This window comes from Candidatus Saccharibacteria bacterium (assembly GCA_016699955.1).
Taxonomy (GTDB): Bacteria; Patescibacteriota; Saccharimonadia; order Saccharimonadales; family UBA4665; genus JAGXIT01.
In genome coordinates, this window is sequence record CP064993.1 from 366,599 (window position 1) to 386,256 (window position 19,658).

16 protein-coding genes are annotated in these 19,658 nt (G+C 47.6%); 4 read left to right on the forward strand and 12 right to left on the reverse strand.

The features are described from left to right. Positions 1-203: 203 nt before the first annotated feature. Positions 204-1,295 (forward strand): glycosyltransferase family 4 protein, encoded by a 1,092-nt coding sequence (locus IPL85_01900; GenBank protein ID QQS20185.1) that lies wholly within the window; start codon positions 204-206, stop codon positions 1,293-1,295. A 2-nt stretch (positions 1,296-1,297) separates the two neighbouring features. Here IPL85_01900 and IPL85_01905 read toward each other — a convergent pair whose 3' ends face one another. The 8 genes from IPL85_01905 to rpmH all read right to left on the reverse strand — a co-directional run bounded on the left by IPL85_01905 (position 1,298) and on the right by rpmH (position 8,879). After that, positions 1,298-1,906 carry a hypothetical protein gene (locus tag IPL85_01905; GenBank protein ID QQS20186.1) on the reverse strand — a complete coding sequence of 203 codons (609 nt, stop codon included), beginning with the start codon at positions 1,904-1,906 and terminating at the stop codon, positions 1,298-1,300. Between the two features lie 136 nt (positions 1,907-2,042). Continuing rightward, the gene (locus tag IPL85_01910; protein QQS20187.1) at positions 2,043-3,020 is read right to left on the reverse strand and encodes a hypothetical protein; all 978 of its coding nucleotides are present in this window, start codon (positions 3,018-3,020) and stop codon (positions 2,043-2,045) included. Positions 3,021-3,129: 109 nt separating this feature from the next. Continuing rightward, positions 3,130-3,732 (reverse strand): hypothetical protein, encoded by a 603-nt coding sequence (locus IPL85_01915; protein QQS20188.1) that lies wholly within the window; start codon positions 3,730-3,732, stop codon positions 3,130-3,132. A 22-nt stretch (positions 3,733-3,754) separates the two neighbouring features. Next, positions 3,755-6,742, reverse strand: coding sequence for an SGNH/GDSL hydrolase family protein (locus IPL85_01920; GenBank protein QQS20189.1), 2,988 nt, complete (start codon positions 6,740-6,742; stop codon positions 3,755-3,757). A gap of 124 nt (positions 6,743-6,866) precedes the next feature. Further along, on the reverse strand, positions 6,867-7,334 hold the full coding sequence (locus IPL85_01925; protein QQS20190.1) for a KH domain-containing protein: 468 nt from the start codon (positions 7,332-7,334) through the stop codon (positions 6,867-6,869). Between the two features lie 2 nt (positions 7,335-7,336). Continuing rightward, positions 7,337-8,338, reverse strand: coding sequence for a membrane protein insertase YidC (locus tag IPL85_01930; GenBank protein ID QQS20191.1), 1,002 nt, complete (start codon positions 8,336-8,338; stop codon positions 7,337-7,339). After that, complete coding sequence (rnpA, locus tag IPL85_01935; GenBank protein ID QQS20192.1) at positions 8,339-8,725, reverse strand: ribonuclease P protein component; 387 nt, start codon at positions 8,723-8,725, stop codon at positions 8,339-8,341. It lies immediately after the preceding gene. Between the two features lie 16 nt (positions 8,726-8,741). Then, on the reverse strand, positions 8,742-8,879 hold the full coding sequence (gene rpmH / locus IPL85_01940; protein ID QQS20193.1) for a 50S ribosomal protein L34: 138 nt from the start codon (positions 8,877-8,879) through the stop codon (positions 8,742-8,744). Between the two features lie 258 nt (positions 8,880-9,137). Here rpmH and dnaA point away from each other — a divergent pair, with 258 nt between their 5' ends. The 3 genes from dnaA (at position 9,138) to recF (ending at position 13,016) form a co-directional block, all read left to right on the forward strand. Further along, a complete protein-coding gene (dnaA, locus tag IPL85_01945) occupies positions 9,138-10,550 on the forward strand; it encodes a chromosomal replication initiator protein DnaA (protein ID QQS20194.1) in 1,413 nt (470 codons plus the stop codon). A 285-nt stretch (positions 10,551-10,835) separates the two neighbouring features. Next, the gene (gene dnaN / locus IPL85_01950) at positions 10,836-11,927 is read left to right on the forward strand and encodes a DNA polymerase III subunit beta (GenBank protein ID QQS20195.1); all 1,092 of its coding nucleotides are present in this window, start codon (positions 10,836-10,838) and stop codon (positions 11,925-11,927) included. Positions 11,928-11,951: 24 nt separating this feature from the next. Then, positions 11,952-13,016, forward strand: coding sequence for a DNA replication and repair protein RecF (recF, locus tag IPL85_01955; protein ID QQS20196.1), 1,065 nt, complete (start codon positions 11,952-11,954; stop codon positions 13,014-13,016). Here the strand turns inward: recF and IPL85_01960 are convergent. Genes IPL85_01960 through IPL85_01975 form a run of 4 tightly spaced genes read right to left on the reverse strand, consistent with a single transcriptional unit; the run spans position 13,003 to position 19,621 of the window. Next, positions 13,003-13,635, reverse strand: a complete 633-nt coding sequence (locus IPL85_01960; GenBank protein ID QQS20197.1) for a hypothetical protein — start codon at positions 13,633-13,635, stop codon at positions 13,003-13,005. The genes recF and IPL85_01960 overlap by 14 nt on opposite strands. Further along, positions 13,632-14,279 carry a hypothetical protein gene (locus IPL85_01965; GenBank protein QQS20198.1) on the reverse strand — a complete coding sequence of 216 codons (648 nt, stop codon included), beginning with the start codon at positions 14,277-14,279 and terminating at the stop codon, positions 13,632-13,634. Before IPL85_01965 ends, IPL85_01960 begins: the two co-directional genes overlap by 4 nt. Before the next feature lie 15 nt (positions 14,280-14,294). Next, the gene (locus IPL85_01970) at positions 14,295-16,361 is read right to left on the reverse strand and encodes an N-acetylmuramoyl-L-alanine amidase (protein ID QQS20199.1); all 2,067 of its coding nucleotides are present in this window, start codon (positions 16,359-16,361) and stop codon (positions 14,295-14,297) included. Continuing rightward, on the reverse strand, positions 16,361-19,621 hold the full coding sequence (locus tag IPL85_01975; protein ID QQS20200.1) for a hypothetical protein: 3,261 nt from the start codon (positions 19,619-19,621) through the stop codon (positions 16,361-16,363). Before IPL85_01975 ends, IPL85_01970 begins: the two co-directional genes overlap by 1 nt. Between the last annotated feature and the right edge of the window lie 37 nt (positions 19,622-19,658).

Sequence of the window (19,658 nt, forward strand, 5' to 3'; positions counted from 1 at the left end):
TGGTACGTATGCCTCGGCGTAGTTTATGCTCTGCCTTCATAGAACCCTCGCTGTCTTCGGGTTCGTCCAGGAGCAAGCCAGAAGGCGGTTTCTCTTCTAGGCGAGGAACTTATCTCCATAGACGAAAGAAAAGTGACTTATAGCCGGTCACGGTGAGTCTGGGGCGGCGGGAGTTTTTAGGCAAGTCGAGTATACTTGAGTGTATGAGAATCGTCATAGATGCGCGTGAGTTGCGTACCACAACTGGGCGTTACGTTGAGCGCCTGCTCCATTATTTGCAGCAGCTAGACACTCACAACGACTACACGGTGCTACTCAAACCAACTGATATGAGTGGCTGGCAACCAATCAGTGAGCGTTTTACGCCGCTAGCATGCCCGCACAAAGAATTCACGTTTGCCGAGCAGACCGGTTTGTTGCGACAAATTAACGAGCTGCATCCTGACCTGGTTCATTTCCCCATGGTTCAGCAGCCAGTGTTGTATGGTGGTCTAGTTGTTACGACAATGAACGATTTAACGACCACGCGTTTTCGCAATCCTTCAAAAAATGTAGTTGTTTTTTGGCTGAAACAACGTGTGTACGTATGGGTGAATAAGCGCGTCGCGCGTCGCTCAAAGGCACTTATCTCTTATACACATTTTGTGCAACAAGATGTGGCTGCCTTTGCAGGAATATCCCCCGACAAATTTACTGTTGTTCCGCTTGCGGCCGATGCTATCTTGGATAGCCCCGAGACCGTTCCTGAGCTTAGTGATACGCAGTACGTTATGTACACAGGAAAACCCATGCCACATAAAAATTTGGGGAGGTTGATTGACGCGTTTGTGTTGCTGCAAAAAGTCCACCCAGAGCTGCGCCTCGTGCTGGTCGGGAAGAAAGATGGCAACTATGCTCGACATGAAGAGCGGGTAAGGGCAGAGGGTATTCGTAATGTTGTGTTTACTGGTTTTGTGAGTGAGGGGCAGCTGCGGTGGTTGTACGAAAACTGCGCCGCCTACGTTGTTCCTAGCTTGTCTGAAGGCTTCGGGCTGCCTGGGCTAGAGGCAATGATGCACGGTGCGCCAGTCGTCAGCAGCAATGCAACATGTTTGCCGGAGGTGTACGGCGACGCAGCGATCTATTTCGACCCGCTAGACGTCGCAGATATGGGCACAAAAATTAGTCCTGTAATAGATAATGAAGCGCTACGAAGCAATTTAATTTTGCGCGGCAGCGCACAAGCCAAAAAATATTCTTGGCGCCGCACCGCCGAACAAACCCTTGCCGTGTATGAAAAAGCCCTGAAGCGATAACTTTAGTAATATTCTCTTAGTGCCGGGCCAGAGCAGCTAATCTCAATAGTCAAGACTACCTTACCGTCAATAGATACTCTATTGTGATCTTTATCTTCATCATACCTGTAGTGCACGCCACATCTTATGGATTCGGTCTCGTATATCCGTGACTTAATATAATTTTCTGATATATATTTCTTGTTGCTTTGCGTGTTGTCGCCAAGAAAACGCCACTTAATGACGGCTTGCGCGTTATCTGCGCCCATAATTATGCCTTTTGTATCATTTTCAGAGGTAGGAAGATATTTTATTGTCGTTGACATTGTACAGCTCAGGCTTCCATTACTGAACTTTGCTGAGCTGTACCTACAGTATTTTCTTGTTTCTTTAGTGCTTGGGGCGAGTTTGGCGGCTTCATCGACGAAGGTGGCTATTTGTTTTTCTGCATTTTTGTACATTGTCTTTTCTTTGTATATCAGAGCTTGGTTGACTCCAAAAAGGAGGGTTATGACTAGGGCTAGTGCAAGGGAGAGTTTACCTATCTTACCGAGACTTTTATACCAGTTCTGTATCTTGGAGATATTTTTCCCTGGTTTATTAGGAAGCTTGGCCTGTTTTATTTTTGGCATGAGCTTATTGTAACAACCTAGTAGCTCGTAGCCTATGGGGTGAGGGTACATTACTGGCAACGCACCGCTGAATAAGCCCCGTGTTGTTTGTGAACAAGCCCTGAAGTGATCGCTTTAGTAGGCTTAATAACAAAATCTAGTGTTTTTTCACCCCTGTATCCTCAGAGAATAAACTACAAAGCATCGTAAAAGTGAGCTGTTTTGAGGCTCTACGATGCTTGATTAGCTTGTCTTTCCAGACACCAAACCTGCCATCTAACGGGCTGGTAGTATTAGCTATTTTCTTGCCTGTTTGGCATGCGTATTCTTGCAAGTAATCTGCTTGGTAGGTGAATAGGTACGGCAGATTTCTGACGAGGCTAAAGTAGGCTCGTCTGGTACGTTCGTGTGCCCATCTTTTGGTGACTGGATCCTTCTGTTTGAGCCACTTACCGTGTTTACCGTACCAACCAGCCAGAGCGTCCTCAAACGTCGGCTCGTCCGTTTGGCTGAGCGTCAAAGCAATAGCTCGTAGCTCAATGTTCTGCGTCAGTCTCGGTTTTTTTGTCAGGCATTGGGTGATGGTCATCAGCTGATGGAACTGGCAATGCTGGACTGGTATACCTCTCGCTTCAAGCATGTTCCGCACACCGCGTCTACCATCAATTGTTACGGCGATGATACTGTAACCCATAGCTTCAATCGTATCTGTTGAAATCTCGTAATCTATGGTTCGCTCGGTGCCCTCAACGACTGCATAATACAGCACGGTGTTTTCACCTTCTTTCTGCTTTGCATATGGATCAATGACTACTAATATACCCCAGCTGCCAAAGTAGGTTACATCAATGATGACGGCTACTGTGCGGGGCACTTGAGTGATGAGGGTTGGGGTGTAGGCGTGCAATCGGCTACGAATACTGCCTTCGCTTGCTTTGTATTCGCACGCCAAGCTCCGTACGCTGCGACCATCAAAAGCATACTTGTGCCATAGAACATTGAGTCGTCTTCCCGGACGTCGAATACTCGTCCATGTGCGGCTACACGCCACGCAGCGATAACGCTGGCGACCATTCTGTAGCCCATGTTTGGTCACGTTGGTACAATTAAAAAACGGACAGCTCTTTCGAGTCATCTTCGCTACTCCTTGTTTAGTTTGCACTTACAAGAATAACGAGAATTGATGACAATGAAATCTGTCCGTATTAAGCTTTAGCAACAACTAGATTTTGTTATTAAGCCCTTTAGTAATATTCTCTTTGGGCCGGGCCGGAGCAGCTAATCTCAATAATGTAGTCTCTCGTTACTGAGGCCTGCCCACTAGAAACTTCTTCGACATACGGCTGACGATAATATATTCCGCACGTTAAATTATTGAATCTATAAATCGTTTTAGCAACGGTTCCTGGGGTACCTTCCGAGGACTGTTCTGTGAACTCTTTTGTCCAATTTGCTATCGCTTCATGTTTTTGTACTGCCGCCATAACAGACTTGAAGCTATCTAGGGAAATGCCTTGAAATATTAATTTCTCTTCCACTACGCATATTAGCGCGCCGTCATCAAACTTTTCGGAAATACGGGAACAGTATTTGTTTTTTAACCTTTTAGCACTTGGGGCGAGTTTGGCGGCTTCATCGACGAAGGTGGCTATTTGTTTTTCTGCATTTTTGTACGTTGTCTTTTCTTTGTATATCAGAGCTTGGCCGACTCCGAAAAGAAGGCTTATGATTAGGGCTAGTGCAAGGGTTAGTTTAACTATCTTACTGAGACTTTTATACCAGTTCTGTATCTTGGATATAGTATTCGGGGTTTTATTAGGAAGCTTGGCCGGTTTTAATTTTGGCATGAGCTTATTGTAACAGTATTTGCTATGTTTTTTGGCGGCGCAAGACCACGAGTAATAAAACCAGCCCGGCGGCAACAAAACCGGCCAAAGCATATGCAAGCGCGGATTTACTTTTTGTGGTTGTGCTGTCTGCTGTTTTTGTCAGCTTGGCGGGCATTTTAGTGGTGCCACTCAGTACCATGGGTTCAGGTTGGGTAGTGCTGTCCTCGGTCGATGTCGGAGCACGATAAGGAGTCAAGGCATATCCGTAGTTTGGCGGCAGACTTCCGGCTATACGCATTGCAGTGGCAAGCTGGTTATTCGGTGGACTAGTTGGGGTGTTTGACGGTAGGGCCCCGCTGTCCTTTTTTGTCTGGGATGAGTTATTTTCCTCTGGGCTATTTACTTGGGGTGGTACGAAAAGCGCAATAATACCCTGCTGGTTTGATTCGTTATTGTCTTCGGTAGAGTCAAATGAAATCGGGCTCTCTGGCGGAAGGTCGGGTATAAGATCTGCAACAACCGCTACACCGCGTAGTTCTCCGTCACAGGCATCGTCAACTCTATCTCCGTCTACATCGACTCCTGACGAGCTAACGAGCTGGCAAGCTTCCTGGTTGTTTTTTACACCATCGCCGTCAAAATCTTCTGCCTCTTCTGCCACAAAAACTACTTCTCGCAAATCTACAGGCGTGCCGTCTGCGGCGATACCGTACACATCAAACGTATGAAATCCGACCAACGGATCGCTTGGGACTTCAAAGGTTATGGCGGTGTTTTCATCATACGCCCCCTCAAATAGTGTAACTGGCTCCGAACGCAGAACTCCCTTGACTGGAGCTCCTTGTTTAAGTACCCCTTTCGGAATATTGGTTGTGTACTTACTATCTTTTTGTAGAACTTTTACGCCACCGTCCGACCACTTGATCGCTTCAGTGTGGCGTTGCTGCTCAGGTGCGTGCACAACGTTTTTAAGGAGCGCGCTCGTATAGTCCAGGCTTGGTTTGTTATTGGCGCGAGGTGCTGGCATAGGTGCGGTAAGGTTGGTTGTGCTCGAGAGTACTTTCTGCGCGAGCAGTTTGTGGCCAAATATCGTGGGGTGATAGCTTTCGTTAGCAATACCTAGCGTATGTGAATATGTTTTCCCGGCAGCATGAGCCTGCATTGTCACCCCTTTATCGTCACCAGCAGTTAGGCCATTTACACCCGCCGAGTCTTTGGGAGCCTCACAAAGACGATATCCATTCAGGGCGCTTTCTGTGTCGACATAGTACACGCCAGCTTCTGCCGCAGCCCGTTTAATAACAGAGTTTAGGTAGATTATAAGCTGCGCTCCAAACTTAACCTCTGCAGCGTTGAAGTGCACATTTGCGCCGCAATTTCCGCCCTCCTTAAAGATTTGGGGATAGCCTACCACGTACACGCGCGCACCGCCACTCTCTGTGCTAACGCTTTTGTATGTTTTTACCAAACGGTCATATTGGCCAAGTATTTGCTGCATAAGCTGAACGCGGTCTTCGTAATACTGGTAGCACGTACCGGCAATATCACCGGCAACACAGGTAGTTAGAATCTTTGCAAATGCGATGTCATTGCCTCCGACGGAGAGGAGAACGGTGCGAGGTTTGTATTCGCGAGCGAAGATAGTTTGTTGGGCGTAACCAGGAGAAAAGCTTTTAAATATTAGTTCTTTTTCGTTGTCCAGCCTATCCTGCCAGGTTTTATCGTCTTGACCCAAATACTCACTTTCTTTACTTATACGAGTTTCCGGGTTTATTTCGGGGTCCCCCGCGGCCATTGTCACGTCAAGCATTTTTGCCCCAGAGCAAGCGACGGAGCGACCGTAAGGAAATTGTTTTGCTCCAATGCGGTAGGGGTAAGAGTAGTAGGAGACGTGGCATTTGTTTTGCTTCGTGTCGGTGCCGGCAAAAAATGTGCCGGTTGCACCTTCGCCTGAAATATACGAGTCACCCATACCCAAAAGCCCTACGTATTCTCGCGGGGTTTCTTTGGGCATGGTTACGCTGTAGCGGGCCACTTTAAAACTTGTCGTACTCGTGCGGTCATAAACGGTGTCAAAGGTGAGTGTGTTTTTGTCTAAAAACCGAATGCGGCGGGGGTACTCGGCCGTCGGTAAGACATCACGAAGGCCACGGGTATTCCCGGTGCGATACTGGCCACTCCACAGATCTTTATACTCACAGTCATTATGCGCAACAAGCGCGTCGTTGAGATCATATTGGTCACGGCAACTTTCTGTATCGTAGACCCGTAGTACTGGGTGTTTTGTTCCGTCATTTTCGGTTTTTGTAAACGCAATTGCTAAATATCTCCCATCATCTGTAATGGCAGTGTTGTTCGTTTTCGTAAAGTTATCTACGGAAGGCGCGTACGTTTCAATATCCCAGGCCAGATATTTGAGCTTTTTGTTGTTGATATCAAATCGCACAAGCCCACGACTCCCCGCCACTGCAGAGAACCATTGGCCGTTATTGGAATACGCCAAATCGCCGCTAATCGATGCCAGGACTGTGTTATTAGCCAGTGGTCTTACGGCATAAGAAAACAGCCCTTTATACGTGTAGTATGTCCCGAGGTTATTGTTAATATAATTTAGGGCGCTCGGATTGTACGTTCCGAGGGCTATCGTTGCGCCCGAAGCCGTATAATATCTCGTAAATATCAGCTCGGGGTGATTGGGGACGCTAGGCTGAACAAAACCACCGGGGTTAACTTCGTATCGGTACGCGCCGTTTGGCCCATCAATAAGTTCTTGGTCGCCGGTTGCAAGGGTGCCTATGGGGGTCTTGTACCCACATCGTGGGGCTGGATAGCCGCTTGAGGGCGGCAAAATCGTGCAATCTACGCTCGTACTCAGTGGCTCAGTGTTTGCTGGGAGCTCTTTGGTTTTTGTAATAAGTGGCTCGGTGTTACTAAGCCACTCTGGACGACTTGGTGACACAGCGGACACAAAACCACCCAAAAAAAGAAGTAAGCTGAGACAGACTGCCGCCGAGTAATAACGCTTCATTAGTTCTCTCAATTATTTGAGCATTATTTTACTCTTTTTTAGTGTGTTATGCAAGTTAGTTATATGGCTACGCCAAACTTGTCGCGCCAAGTGTTACTGCGCGTGATACGTTGTCGAGGATATTCTACGCTGCGGGGCTAATGACGATGTGGCGGTCGCGGCCTTCGCCAACTGAATCACTCACCAGTCCGGCCTCTGAAGCGACCCTGTGTACAGTACGACGGTCAGCGGCATTCATCGGCTTTACTTCGTAGGGCTCACCGGTTTCTTGCACATGCTTGACCCAGTCTTCGGCAGCGCTCGCTAGCCGATCGGCACGTTGTTTTTTGTACTCGGCTACGTCGACATTGACACGGCACATGGCAAAGTTTTGGTTCTTGAGAGCGCTACTGACAAGAAACTGCATGGAGCGCATGGTCTCTCCGCGTTGACCAATCAAGAAGCCGTTGAGGTGCGTAGAGGGAATGTTCAATTCAATTACTTCATTGTCCTCGGTAGTGGCATAGACGTCAGTATTTAGCCCAAAAAATGAAAGTATATCCTCTAGGTATTTTTTTGCGTACTGAATTGCTGCTTCAACATCTTCGTTCATAGTCACCTCCGTTTCTTTTTAGCTTTTTTGGAGGCCTTGCTGCGTATTTGTTTTGTTGAGGTTGCGACTACTGCTTCAGGGGTTGAGGATATGGTGACCTTACTGCCGTTTTTTGTGGTACGAACCGGTTTATTGTCTTGGCTGGGCTTCGCTTTTTTGGTTGGAATTTTATCATCAGCTGACTCGGCCGCTTCAACAAGCCGGTCGGCGTCGTCGTTAAGTGCTCTACGCTGTTGCAAGTACGCAACCAGCCCGCCAACAAACCAGTAAAGGCTGAGTGCGGCTGCAAGGTTAATCGTAAAGAAAAATACCATAAATGGAATAACGTACACCATGCCACGCCCGACGGCAGCGCTCACCTCGGCCTGATCGGCCTGCTGTCCTTCACCGGCAGCCCTGAGTATGTGCCGCAGCTTTCGCGCCTCTTTGTCCGACGGCATTAGCTGGCGACTCGTCAGGAACTGGATACCGGCACTGAGGAACACCAAGAGCAGCGCCGGGAAATATATGCCCGTTTTGCTGACAGCAGCTTTCGAAAGGTCAACTATCCCAAAGAGTGAGTTGTCAAATGCTTTGATGTTTTCTGCGAGATGCTGCATCCATGGTAGATGCTGAAATGGTGCATAGGCGAACTGTACGATTTGGTTGGGGTCTTTAATGACCTTAATTAGCCCAATATAGAGGCCGATTAGTACAACCATTTGCACAATAAGTGTTGGGAACATACCAAACGGGTTAACACCGCGTTCTTTGTACAACTCCATCATCATGCGGCCTTCAAGTTGGCGGTCGCCTTTAGCCTCTTTCTTAATCCGCTTTAGTTCTGGTTGAAGTTGGCGCGTAATTTTAGTTTGACGCAGTTGTTTTTTGACAAGCGGCCACATAAGAAGCCGGATGACAACGGTAAACAAAATAATTGCCAAACCAAAATTGTGCCCAGGTATAAGCGCGTAGATGAGTACGAGCAAATTAAAGATTGGTTGAACAACGAACTCAGTAAACATTTACTCCCCTTTGTCTTCTACTATACCACGATTCGTCTTCGGTCGACCACTAGCTTGCGCTTTTGACAACAAATTGGCTAACTCGCGCTTGAGAGACTTTGCTGACATGGTGGCAAGCGACGCGTCAAACACTGTTATAAGTAGCTCGACTCCTTTGAGGTGTACGCCGTAATCCGTGCGAAGCAGCTCGTAAAGACGGCGGCGAATGCGGTTGCGTACAACGGCAGATTTATGCACTTTTTTGCTAACAACTACAGCAGCACGAAATAACTGGTCGGTCTCGGTGCGGTAGCGCAACCCGAGTAGTCTTGTTCGGGAGCCCGCTCCATGTTTATACAGCCGTTGGATATCCCGGCTGCCTCGAAAGCGATGATTACTAGCAAGCACTGCCCTGTGCTCCGACCTAGTGCGTTAGCCGCGTACGGCCTTTGATACGACGTCGTTGCAAGACGGCGCGTCCGGCTTTGGTTGCCATGCGCTTCATAAAGCCATGCACTTTTGCGCGGTGGCGTTTTTTTGGCTGATAGGTTCGTTTTGGCATATGCTTTTTCCCTTTATTCCTTTACCATACAGTATACCATGGAGCGATTTGCCGCCCAGATCACTGGCTATATTTGCTATTCGCGTCATAGTATAGCAAAGTTATCCCCCCTTTCCCAGTATTATCCACAGAATCTAAGGTGTTAACACGCCCTGTGGATAAGTTGTTCTCTTTTGAAGCGTTTTATATTTGACAAAATAGTTGTAGAAAATGCTGTGGAAAACTAGGTAGGAGTTAGCGTATAGTTATACACAGAAATTGGAGTGTAACGTGGCAACCATAGTAGATTGTGACCGGCTTTGGCAAACAGTGCTCGGCGACATAGAGATATCTCTTTCGCGCGCTAACTATATGACGTGGTTTAAAAATACCCATCTTCTTTCTGTAGACGAGGGGCATGCAGTGGTTGGCGTGCAGAATGTTTTCGTTAAACAGCAGCTTGAAAAAAAATATCGGGAGTTTATAACTGAAACATTACAAAAAACCGATGCTGGTACTGTGACGGTAGATTTTAAGATTCACACAAGCTCTGCCCGTAAAGACACGCTAGACGAGCCAGTTGTGCTCGGAGACGCCCGCGCGGCGCAAGTTTCGCACCAGCAGACACCCACGGCGCGCAATTTTCGCCCCGGTAGCTCCCTGGCTCACCCATACCGTCAAGGAGTCAATGAAAAGTATACTTTTGAAAACTTTATTGTTGGGTCTGGCAACGAACTTGCCTATGCTGCCTGTCAGGCGGTCGCCACCGACCCCGGCAACAAGTACAACCCGCTTTTTTTGTATGGCGGAGCTGGTATAGGAAAAACTCACCTTATACAGGCCGTTGGTAACGCGGTGCTCGACCGCCGACCCGGTTCTCATGTCGTGTATGTGTCAAGTGAGCAGTTCGTTCAGGAGTTTGTTGACGCGCTTCGTTTCAAAAAAAACACAGATTTTGCGGATTATTACCGCGGGGCTGATGTACTAATTGTTGACGATGTGCAGTTTTTGGCTGGCAAAGAGAAAATTCAGGAGGAGTTTTTCCATACCTTTAACGCTCTTCACCAAGCAAATAAACAAATCATTATTAGTAGTGACAAGCCACCGCGCGAAATCCCAACCTTAGAAGAACGCCTCCGTAGTCGGTTTGTTTGGGGTATGAGTATAGATATGCAAAACCCCGACTTCGAAACCCGTTGCGCCATTATCCAGTCAAAAGCTGAAGATAAAGACACTACCCTGCCTCATGATGTCGTTGAGTTTCTGTCCAGCCAGTTCCAAACAAACATCCGCGAGCTCGAGGGTGCGCTCAACCAGGTTTTGGCTTTTTGTGAAATGCGCGGTCTTGCACCAAACCTAGCGATTGTCACCGGGCTACTCGGTTCGTCAAAGGGACGGCCAAAACATCTCAGTGCTCGCCAAATTGTTGAGCGCTGTGCAAAGTATTACCAGATTTCACTCGACGATATTTTGAGCCCTAAGCGAGACAAGGATATTGTTGTCCCTAGACAGGTCGCAATGTATTTACTTCGGAGTGAGCTACACCTTAGTTTTCCTAAAATTGCTCATGAGCTCGGCCGCAAAGACCACACTACTGCCATTCATTCGGTCGATAAAATCAGGAAAGAAACCGACCTTGACCCCGCTATGAGAACTATTATTGCGGATATTAAGGAGCATTTATATGCATAATGTAAGCCGGGTGTTGTGGAGTAATGGGGGTTTGTTTGTGGAAAAAGGATGGGTTTTTGTTGGCTTTTTCCACCACTCACGATGTTTTGTTTTGGGGGTTGGGGACTTCTTACGTGTTTATACTCCTAGTGCCCCCTGCCGTGTGCACTGTGTTATCCCCCTCATTTTTTCGTATTTTCTCTCTGTTACGAGCGCGTTATCCCCTTCTTCCACAGGGCCTATAATAAGGGCTATTATTGGTAAAAATGAAATTATTTATAATCAACTAAGTGGAAGGGTGTATTGATGAAGCTAAAAGTAACCCAAGAAAACCTATCGAAAGCACTCGGGCACGTTTCACGTGTTGCCAATACTAGAGGGACATTACCAATTCTCGCAAATGTACTCATAGCAGTAGAAGATAATCGTCTAAAACTTTCAACAACCAATCTCGACATAGCAATCTCCAGTACAATTGGGGCTCAAATACAAACCGAAGGAACTACAACAGTTCCTGCTCGGCTTTTTCAAGAACTTGTCTCGGGTTTACCAAATGGTGTGATTGAACTGGAATTAGATGAGCAGAGACTGAAAATTTCAGCAGAACACTACAAGTCAGTTATAAATGGTGTTAGCTCCGAAGAGTTCCCGGTAATGCCAGCGATAGATAAAGGAAAAACCTGGAGTGTCCCTGCCCCGCTCATGAAAGCAGCGCTCCAACAGGTGCTTTTTGCAGCGTCCAACGACGAAAGCCGGCCGGTGCTAACAGGAGTTGCTGTGCAGACTTTAGAGGGTGTTCTGTACCTTGCAACAACGGACAGCTATCGTCTTGCGGAAAAACGGCTCAGTACTATTAAAGAGGACGTCAATCTTCTTATACCGGCTTCTGCGCTGCATGACGTACTTCGGATTATTACAGATCAAGACGAAGACATTACCGTCACCTGCGACGAGCAACAAGTTTTGTTTAAAGTTGGTGACGTGGAACTGGTAGCAAGGCTAATAGAAGGTAATTATCCCGACTACCGCAAACTTATTCCCTCGACATTCTCCACAACCGCGCTCATTCCGCGCGCAGAACTGGTGAATATTGTAAAAGTGACAAGTTTGTTTGCGCGCGAAAGTGCCGGAAGTGTTGTTATGAGTGTTGACGAGGCAAGTCAAAGTGTGTGGATTCGTGCCGTTGCTTCACAACTTGGTGAAAATAACGCCACAACATCGGTGAAGGCAGAAGGGTCTGGCTCAATCACACTCAATTCAAGGTACCTTCTTGAGGCGCTGCAAGCCATGACCGGAAAAGATGTGCAAATTGGTTTTAATGGTAAGGTTGAAGCGGTACTTCTTTCAGATCCTAGCCAAGAAGATTATAAACACATTATCATGCCCCTGAAGAGCTAGACGTAAGTCCAGTATACTAACCGTATGATTTCGAGCATACGCCTGCAACAATTTCGGTCCTACCTAGACACAAAATTTGAATTTGGTGACGGGGTAAATGTTATTGTTGGGTCAAATGGCAGCGGCAAAACCAACCTACTTGAGGCGGTGCTTGTCGCTGCGCGCGGTGGCTCTTACCGCGTAGCAGACGCCGATCTAATCCATTTTGGAAAAGAATGGGCAAGGCTCGATGCCTTGTTTGACGCATCTCACAACCGAACTATAAAACTAACGCCACATGGTCTTACAAAAAAAACATACACCATTGACGACAAACAATACACTAGGCTGGCCGACAACAAAAAACACCCAGTCGTACTTTTCGAACCAAATCACCTCCTCTTACTACAAGGGGCACCAGAGAACCGCCGCAACTATCTTGATGATATTCTCGAGCAAACCACACCAGGCTATACTAGTTTTCGGAAAAACTACAAACGGGTGCTCGCTCAACGAAATGCGCTGCTGAAACATAGAAACGCATTTGCCCACGACTACTTTCCATGGAACCTACGCCTCAGCGAACTCGGCGCTGTTATTCACCGCGCCCGCAGCGAACTTACCGCGGAGCTTCATACACAAATAGACCAACTTTACGGCGAACTATCGAAAGATAAGAAGCGAGTAACAGTGGAGTATAGTGGTCAGTTTGCCGCCGGAACTTATGAATCACAACTGCTACATGCGCTAGAGTCCAATATATCAAGAGAGATAGACAGAGGGTTTACAACTCACGGGCCGCACCGAGAAGATTTCAAGGTTTTGTTTGATGGTGTCCCGTCCACCCTTACAGCCTCACGCGGCGAAGTTCGTAGCGCCACACTTGCCCTCAAAATACTTGAACTACAGGTACTGGAACGCGTTAACGGTGTGAAGCCACTCCTTCTCCTCGATGACGTGTTTAGTGAGCTAGACGTTACTCGCCGAAGCGCCCTAACAACACACCTCCAACACTACCAGACGCTCCTAACGACAACCGAAGCAGACATAGTTAAGGATGACGTTAAAAAGTACACTGTAATCTCACTTGAGGGGGCTAGAAAGCGTTAACTGCGTCTAATACATCGGCAGGTACATCACTAGTTGAAAACACCGAATACACAAGGCGAGGCGTACCAACTCTTACCCAGCCGGCCTCAGTCTTATTCAATAATACCCGCAAGGTATCACTATTTTGGTTGAGAGGGTCAACATGAGTGAGCTTGGAGATATACCAATTCCCACGCATTAGTAATGTCCCCTCTGCTAAACTATATGAACTTTGGTTTTGTAGTTCGCTAAAGACCGCCGACTGAATTTCACCCCACTGCTCACCAATCAGCGACTTTATTTTATCGCGTGAGTATTCAGGGGTAATCGTTACACTCTGCGAATCCGCATACTTAAAGCCATCCGCATAGCCGGAAGCTCCAGAGTAAACAACTAAAACGGATGAAATTGCTTTTGGTATACGAACAGTTTCACCGCTTTTTGCAAGTTTTTTTAGTAGCACATCTTTACCGCCAGCTTCCCTCCCAGAAACGTCGTAAATAGAGAGCGCAGAGACGTTTTGGTATATCACTGTCAGCGGACGACTATTAAGGTAGTTCCTAACAAATATAGTCAGAACTGTTAGTAAAATGAGAAATATCCCTAAGAAAAACATTGTCCGTAAGCGTAAGGGCTTCACAAATTTTCTCCTGTTAACGGATTAGTAAAATCATCAAAACGTATGTCAAGCTGCGCGAGAGAGTAACCATTATCAACGATCCATTGCAGCGCTTTCTGGCGACCCGTCGGGGTACTGTTACCTATGAGAAGGAATATTTTGTCAGAACCAGCGCCAACATAGCCATAATCAATAGTGTATGGGCCAGATATATCGTAATGAGGCAGCAGTTCAATGATGGGATTTTTTGCGTGGAATGAAGCGCCTCTATTCTCAGCATTCAAGCCGCCTATCTCTTCGCGCTTAGCATTAATTCCTTCAGAATTTGACCAGGTGATAGCTTCTGGTGACTCGGGGGCGGGCAGTAGACCAATATACGTTCGGGAGGCGGAGATAGTTGTTTTTTGTGTGTCATCTGCAAAGCCAGCCTTTTTTGCAGAAAACTCGTATTCCCCGGGCGCCAGATACTGCACACCGGCAGATATTACCTTGCCATTAAGATAAACAGTAGCATCATCTGGCGAAACGGCAACCGTTACACGAATTTTCCCCTGGCGTGAAGTGCTTGAATACAGGTTTAGCCCAATAAGTATCACAAGTAGTACGGCAAAAAATACACTGAGCGCAACAAGCCTTCGTTTGAATAGGCGCGAGTTGTCCTGCATAATAATTTCTCCTCCTTATACACCTAAATCTGTTTTAACAACGAACCACAAGAAATCTGGGTCGGCAACGCCCTCTAGGCCAGCCATGGGTGCTCTTGAACACTGTGACGCAGAAGCAATCTTAGAATAAAAGCCTGCATGTTCTCCAATGTACAAGTAGGTATGACCACTTCTGAGTGCAATGGCATAAGAATATTTTGCAAGGTCCTGGGTGGTTTTTGGTTTGATTTCCTCGTACATGTCCGGGTTTTCTCGGACGTAAGCCAGCTGACCGTCGGTATTCCTCGCTCCGTTCTTAGCTTCACCATATTTCGGGTCTACCCCACTATCCTGCATAACTCTTGTCGTAAAGCCGCCACAATCAACTCCACCTCCGTAGCAAGTATCACCCGTGTACTTGCCGTTGGTTTTTGCCGTTCGAATTGCTTGCTCGTACGATGGTTTTTTTTCTGTGGGGTTTTCTGTCGCTTTTCGGTACTTAGGCCAGGCATAGTTTATCGCTACTTGGGCGACGCTACCCGAGCCGGTTGTTCCGCAGCCGGCTTGACTGGTTGCAGAAGTCGTCTGAGCCGATGCGGTAGGAGAAAAGAAAGAATTAACCCTTCCCCATAGGGGGGTTGTCCCCGCCCGCGCCTGAATGGGTTTTTCTCCTGATCCGACAGGTACGGCAGTCATTATGCCTTGTGCTATGCCTCGGGCGTAGACGTCTTGTTTGAATCCGGTCCGCCCAGTTTCGTTGTATACCCAAGGTACCTTGGAAAAAAGCTGCACAATCGATATATTACCCGCAGAAAGACCGGAACGCCCATCAAAGTTTAGGTCTTTCTCAATTGTGCCCGCTTCGCCAGCAGTTTTTCTAGCCTGTATCATTTTGTTGCTGTATTCTTGGCTTTTCGCGGCTACTGCCGAGTCTGAAAAGGTGGTTTTTATACCCTCATCATTTTGGCGGTAAGCGCCAACTTTCTGCGGGCTTACCCAGGATTTTTCTTTGTCACCAAACCTGCCGGTGTCTGTGTGGATACTCACTGCTATTGCTGCATTTGCATTATTTGCAATAGTAGCGCGTTCCTTAAGACTAATTGCCTCGTCTTCGGTTTCTTTAGTTACTATTACCCTATACCCCTCTGATTCAAGGATTGTCTTGGTCTGAAGTGCTACCTCCCAGACCTGCTTCCGTTCTTCAGGGTTTGTGGTTTCGCCTATATACAAGCCAGTTTCTGAATCTTTTAAGCCAGCATCCCTCGTAGAAGCACCGGAATGACCCGGGTCAAGCACTACGACGGGTGCGTTGGAGGCGTTGCCCACTGAGCAAGAACAACCCGAAGAAGCATTTACATATGTTGCGCCAGTTTGCTGGTATTTGAGGGCTATCTCCGCTGCCTTTACGCGGGAGTCATAGGCTTTCTCTCCCGCACCCTCCATTGATAATTCGTAGTATACAACCGCCTCTCGTAAGTCGGTTTGGGTGAAACCAGCCAGCATATTTTTTTTACTGGTGGGGCTATCGTAGTTCATGTGCCACCAGACAAGATCGAGCTGAGTGGATAATTCGGAAATTGGGCCGGTAATATTTGCTTTCTGGGCTATGCCAATTACTTTACTCGCCGGAGTCCATTGTATAAGACCCCACCCACCCTGATCACCCTTGGCATTGAAGCTAACTTGGGTGGGGTCGGTTGTTCTATCGGGAGTGAAGCCAGTTTGCGTATTAAGTGGATCACCGCCTGATTCATGAGCGATGTTACCGATAATCGCTGCAGCCTGTATTCTGCTTAGTGGCGTTCCGTCTGGAAGCTTTTTTGACAAGAAGTAGTTGTATGCGTTTACAAGATTTTCGTGGTTATTTGCTGATGTCGCCACATTGGAAGTAGGTTGGCTGCAGGTGGGTACCTCGGTAGGGTTATACCAACAAGTGTTGTAATACATACAATTAAAATCATCTGTTGTATACGCGAGCACTGGTTTACCCTGCGAAGTGACTAAAACAATAATCCCACAAAGGACGTAGGATATTCGTCTGACAGTCAGCCAGAAAAGTGAGGTGTTATGCTGTGCGCGTGGGCGAAGTAGGGATAGTTTCATTATGGTGTTCTCCCGAGTGAATAGTGCCAGTGATTGCCTGGTCCGCCGCAAGACTCACCAAGAAAGCGAACAACATTGTATTTTTGCCCAATACTGTCGCCAAGTTGGACATTGGCCGGACAACCAAAGTCGACAGCTTGACCTCGGCCATGTTGGCTGCCCGCGCTGTGACACTGGCCGAAGAGAGAGTTGATTTTGTAGTGGTACTGGTTACCATAATCAACGAGAAATTTAAGCAGAGAAGGATGGGGGGTAATTGTCGCCGGCATTTGGTAAGCGCAGCGCGTCGTAATACCCACCGGTTTGCCAGCCGCCATGTCTTCGAGTTGCTGGCTGGCCAGTGACCTAGTAGCGCTGTCAGCTGCTTTGTTGGAAGAATAGTCAGCTATTGTTATTTTCCCTGAGTCCCGAAGTGCCAAAATTTGTTTAGCAAGGGCGGCAACGTCAGCCGTGCCCACGGGCGCTCCCAGATCTGAACCGGTGGGTGAGTTTGAGCCGACCGGGGCTACACCTGTTGTTACTTTGGAAAGATCCTCGAGGTGGGCGAAACTGTTTTCATAACGTCCATCAAGCCGCCAGCGGAATACTAGATCGCCAAATCCCTGAGTATTGTTTCTACCGAGATTGGATGGTGAACAGGGTAATTCTGGGTTGTCTACCACATCCCCACGGTCATCCCTTTCGATCATTCGTTGACTAAAGAGCTCTCCAAGGCTGCTAGTGAAGCATTTGCCATAGTTGGCCGCTATATCATCCGAGCGACCGCTGAGTCGTAGGTACTCTTTGTTGATAGCCATCCCATATTTGTCTTGATTATTTATGATTAACGCTTCTTCTTGCTCTGTCCAGCCAAACTGAGTGTTCCCGTAGTAGCTATCTGAACCTGCCGCCTGTGCTTTTACTGTCGGGCTGAGGTTGTTAATAAACGATCCGAAATACCGTAGTGGGTTAAGTATGGTCGTGCCAATATTGCTTATTGTCTGTAATAAGCCCGAATTTAGGCTAATCTTCATCCCTATTGCCATACGCGAAGCAAGTGAACCGGCGTTTGTTAAGGCAAAATAACGTGTAAAGAAACTCAAGTTTTTTTGTTGGTCAGCAAGATATATGGCATCTGCTTGTTGACTAAGAACGATACTCTCGGGAGTAAGAGGAGCGCCAAACGTGATACTTCGTGATGCTTCGTTGCCCGCAATTATTCCGCCGGAGTCAACGTTATTAGCATTGTCAGTTCCCATTGAAAGCCCGCTTGTAAGCTGCCCAGCCCGGGTGTACGTGATCAATCGGGCAAGTTCCGTTAGCCCATACGTTCCCCCAATGATTGCGCCTTGTTTGACGGCGCCTACGCCTAGAGCCTTTGAGCCGATAACAAACCGTGCCATACGGGTAATTGAATTCGTCTCAACAGTAGAAAGACTATCTTTAGCAGTCTTCTTTATAATCGACTTGGCGACCGCTGTTTCAAGCATACTCGTAAACTTAAGTTTGATGTAGCTGGTAATAAAACTTGTAACGCCTTTTTCTACCCCTTTCTCTAGTAGAACCTTGCCGCCGCCAGTAAAAATGTCAAGCAGAATGTTTCCAGCCGCCAAACCAACAACGGTGCGCATATCTGTTATGGCACTACACCCGCCCGAGACGAGTTTATTAACCGCATTGCCAGCTACTCCCCCGGGGGCAATGTTTAGGGCGTTAAGTATTGAATAGTCGTATGTACCCATTGCGTTCGCCTGCGCGCGCGGGCTATCGGAAGTATTTGGTGTTTTGCCAGCAGCTCTCTGCATGGCGTTTGAATTGCTGTAGTCACCAAATTGATCGTTCGTTGCGCCCACAGCTGTTGCCAGCGCAACAGGATCGCTGACATCAGATCTGCTACCGTGCATTTGTTGCGCGGAGACAGCCATAGTATCGTAAAAGGCCAGTTGTTGCTGATTTGACTGTTGGTCGATGGTTGAACCTGCTTTTTCCATGGAGCCGTCATAAATGATACAAAGAGGAAGAGCGATGGCAAATCCAGTGTTTATAAAGGATAGCGTGGTTCCTAGCGCACCTTCGCCGAGCGCGGCCCCCCCAGTAGCCTCAACATCCCGAATGATTTTGTCGGCCACACCATTTTTTTTGAGAGTATCATCCAGCAACTCATCACTCGCAAGCACTGCTTTTTCTGCCTCAGATGCAGCAATAGCACCATCTTTTAGAACTGCGGTGGCGGGGGGTTCTGCAACGAATTGTGCGCCACTTACCACGGCTGCTCTATCTCTTGCGGCTTTGAGCGCGGCACTATCTTTATCGAGACCACTGTAGCGTGACAGGATCCGGCCGGCCAAGTTGGCACCAATTCGACTCCGCAAGTTTTCCATTGCTTTTGCGCGTACTAGAAAGTTGACGTTAGTAAGCTTCATATCCTCTCGGACAGCGCGCAGAATGGTTGCTTGAATTTTAGCGTTTTCAACGTACCCCCCGAACCGTAAAGGGTCTTTCAGGTTTCCTTTAATATCCAAAACACCAGGCGGTTGCTTTATTCCATAAGTGTCGCTCCCGTACGCAATTTTTGTTAGCGTTGCGCCGTCACTTCCTCCGTAATAAAAATGAAGACCTTTTGTTTCGCCAATGTTTTCAAGAACCTTCTGTGGTCGCCACTTCTCAAAGCGGTCGATGGTTGGACCAAACCGCTTCTTTAAGGCCGTCTTTACTCGTCCATCTGCGGCTTGCACCGCCAAAGCTTCTTGAGTTGACAACACGCTCGTGGTTGCTAGTTGACGGCTAAAGCGTGCGAAACTATATTTCATAACATTTTGCATGAAGTTCGGCAAACCAAGAGACGACAAGAAAAGCATGACAATGACTATCACGGCAACAAGTCCTCCCACTGCCCCGCCAGCGCCAGCAATGAGCCATTTTTTAGAGCCTTTTTTTACCAGGCTGTTTGAACCTTTCAGTTTTTGCTTTGATCCAGTAAAACCTCGTCCGAGCTTGTTTTGCTCGTCTTGCGCTGCGTTTGGCTGGTCTGCCGAACTTCCGCCAGCATCCTCTTTATCACGTAGGGTATCTGGGCTGTCGGCTGCACGGTTGTTTTCGGCTAGTTGTTTTGCAGTCGGCTGTTCCCGGCGGGCGTTACCGGCATGTCCGTCTGGCGAGCTTTTATATAGGCGTTCAAGTTGGTCGGTTTCTGCTTCGGCACGTTCGGGGTGAACACCTAAATCATCGTGGCTCCCTGGTACGTATTGTTTGGTTGTTTCTGGGTCGTATACGCGAGGCATGGTAACTCCTACGAAAGATTATTCGTGCTCCCTGGGT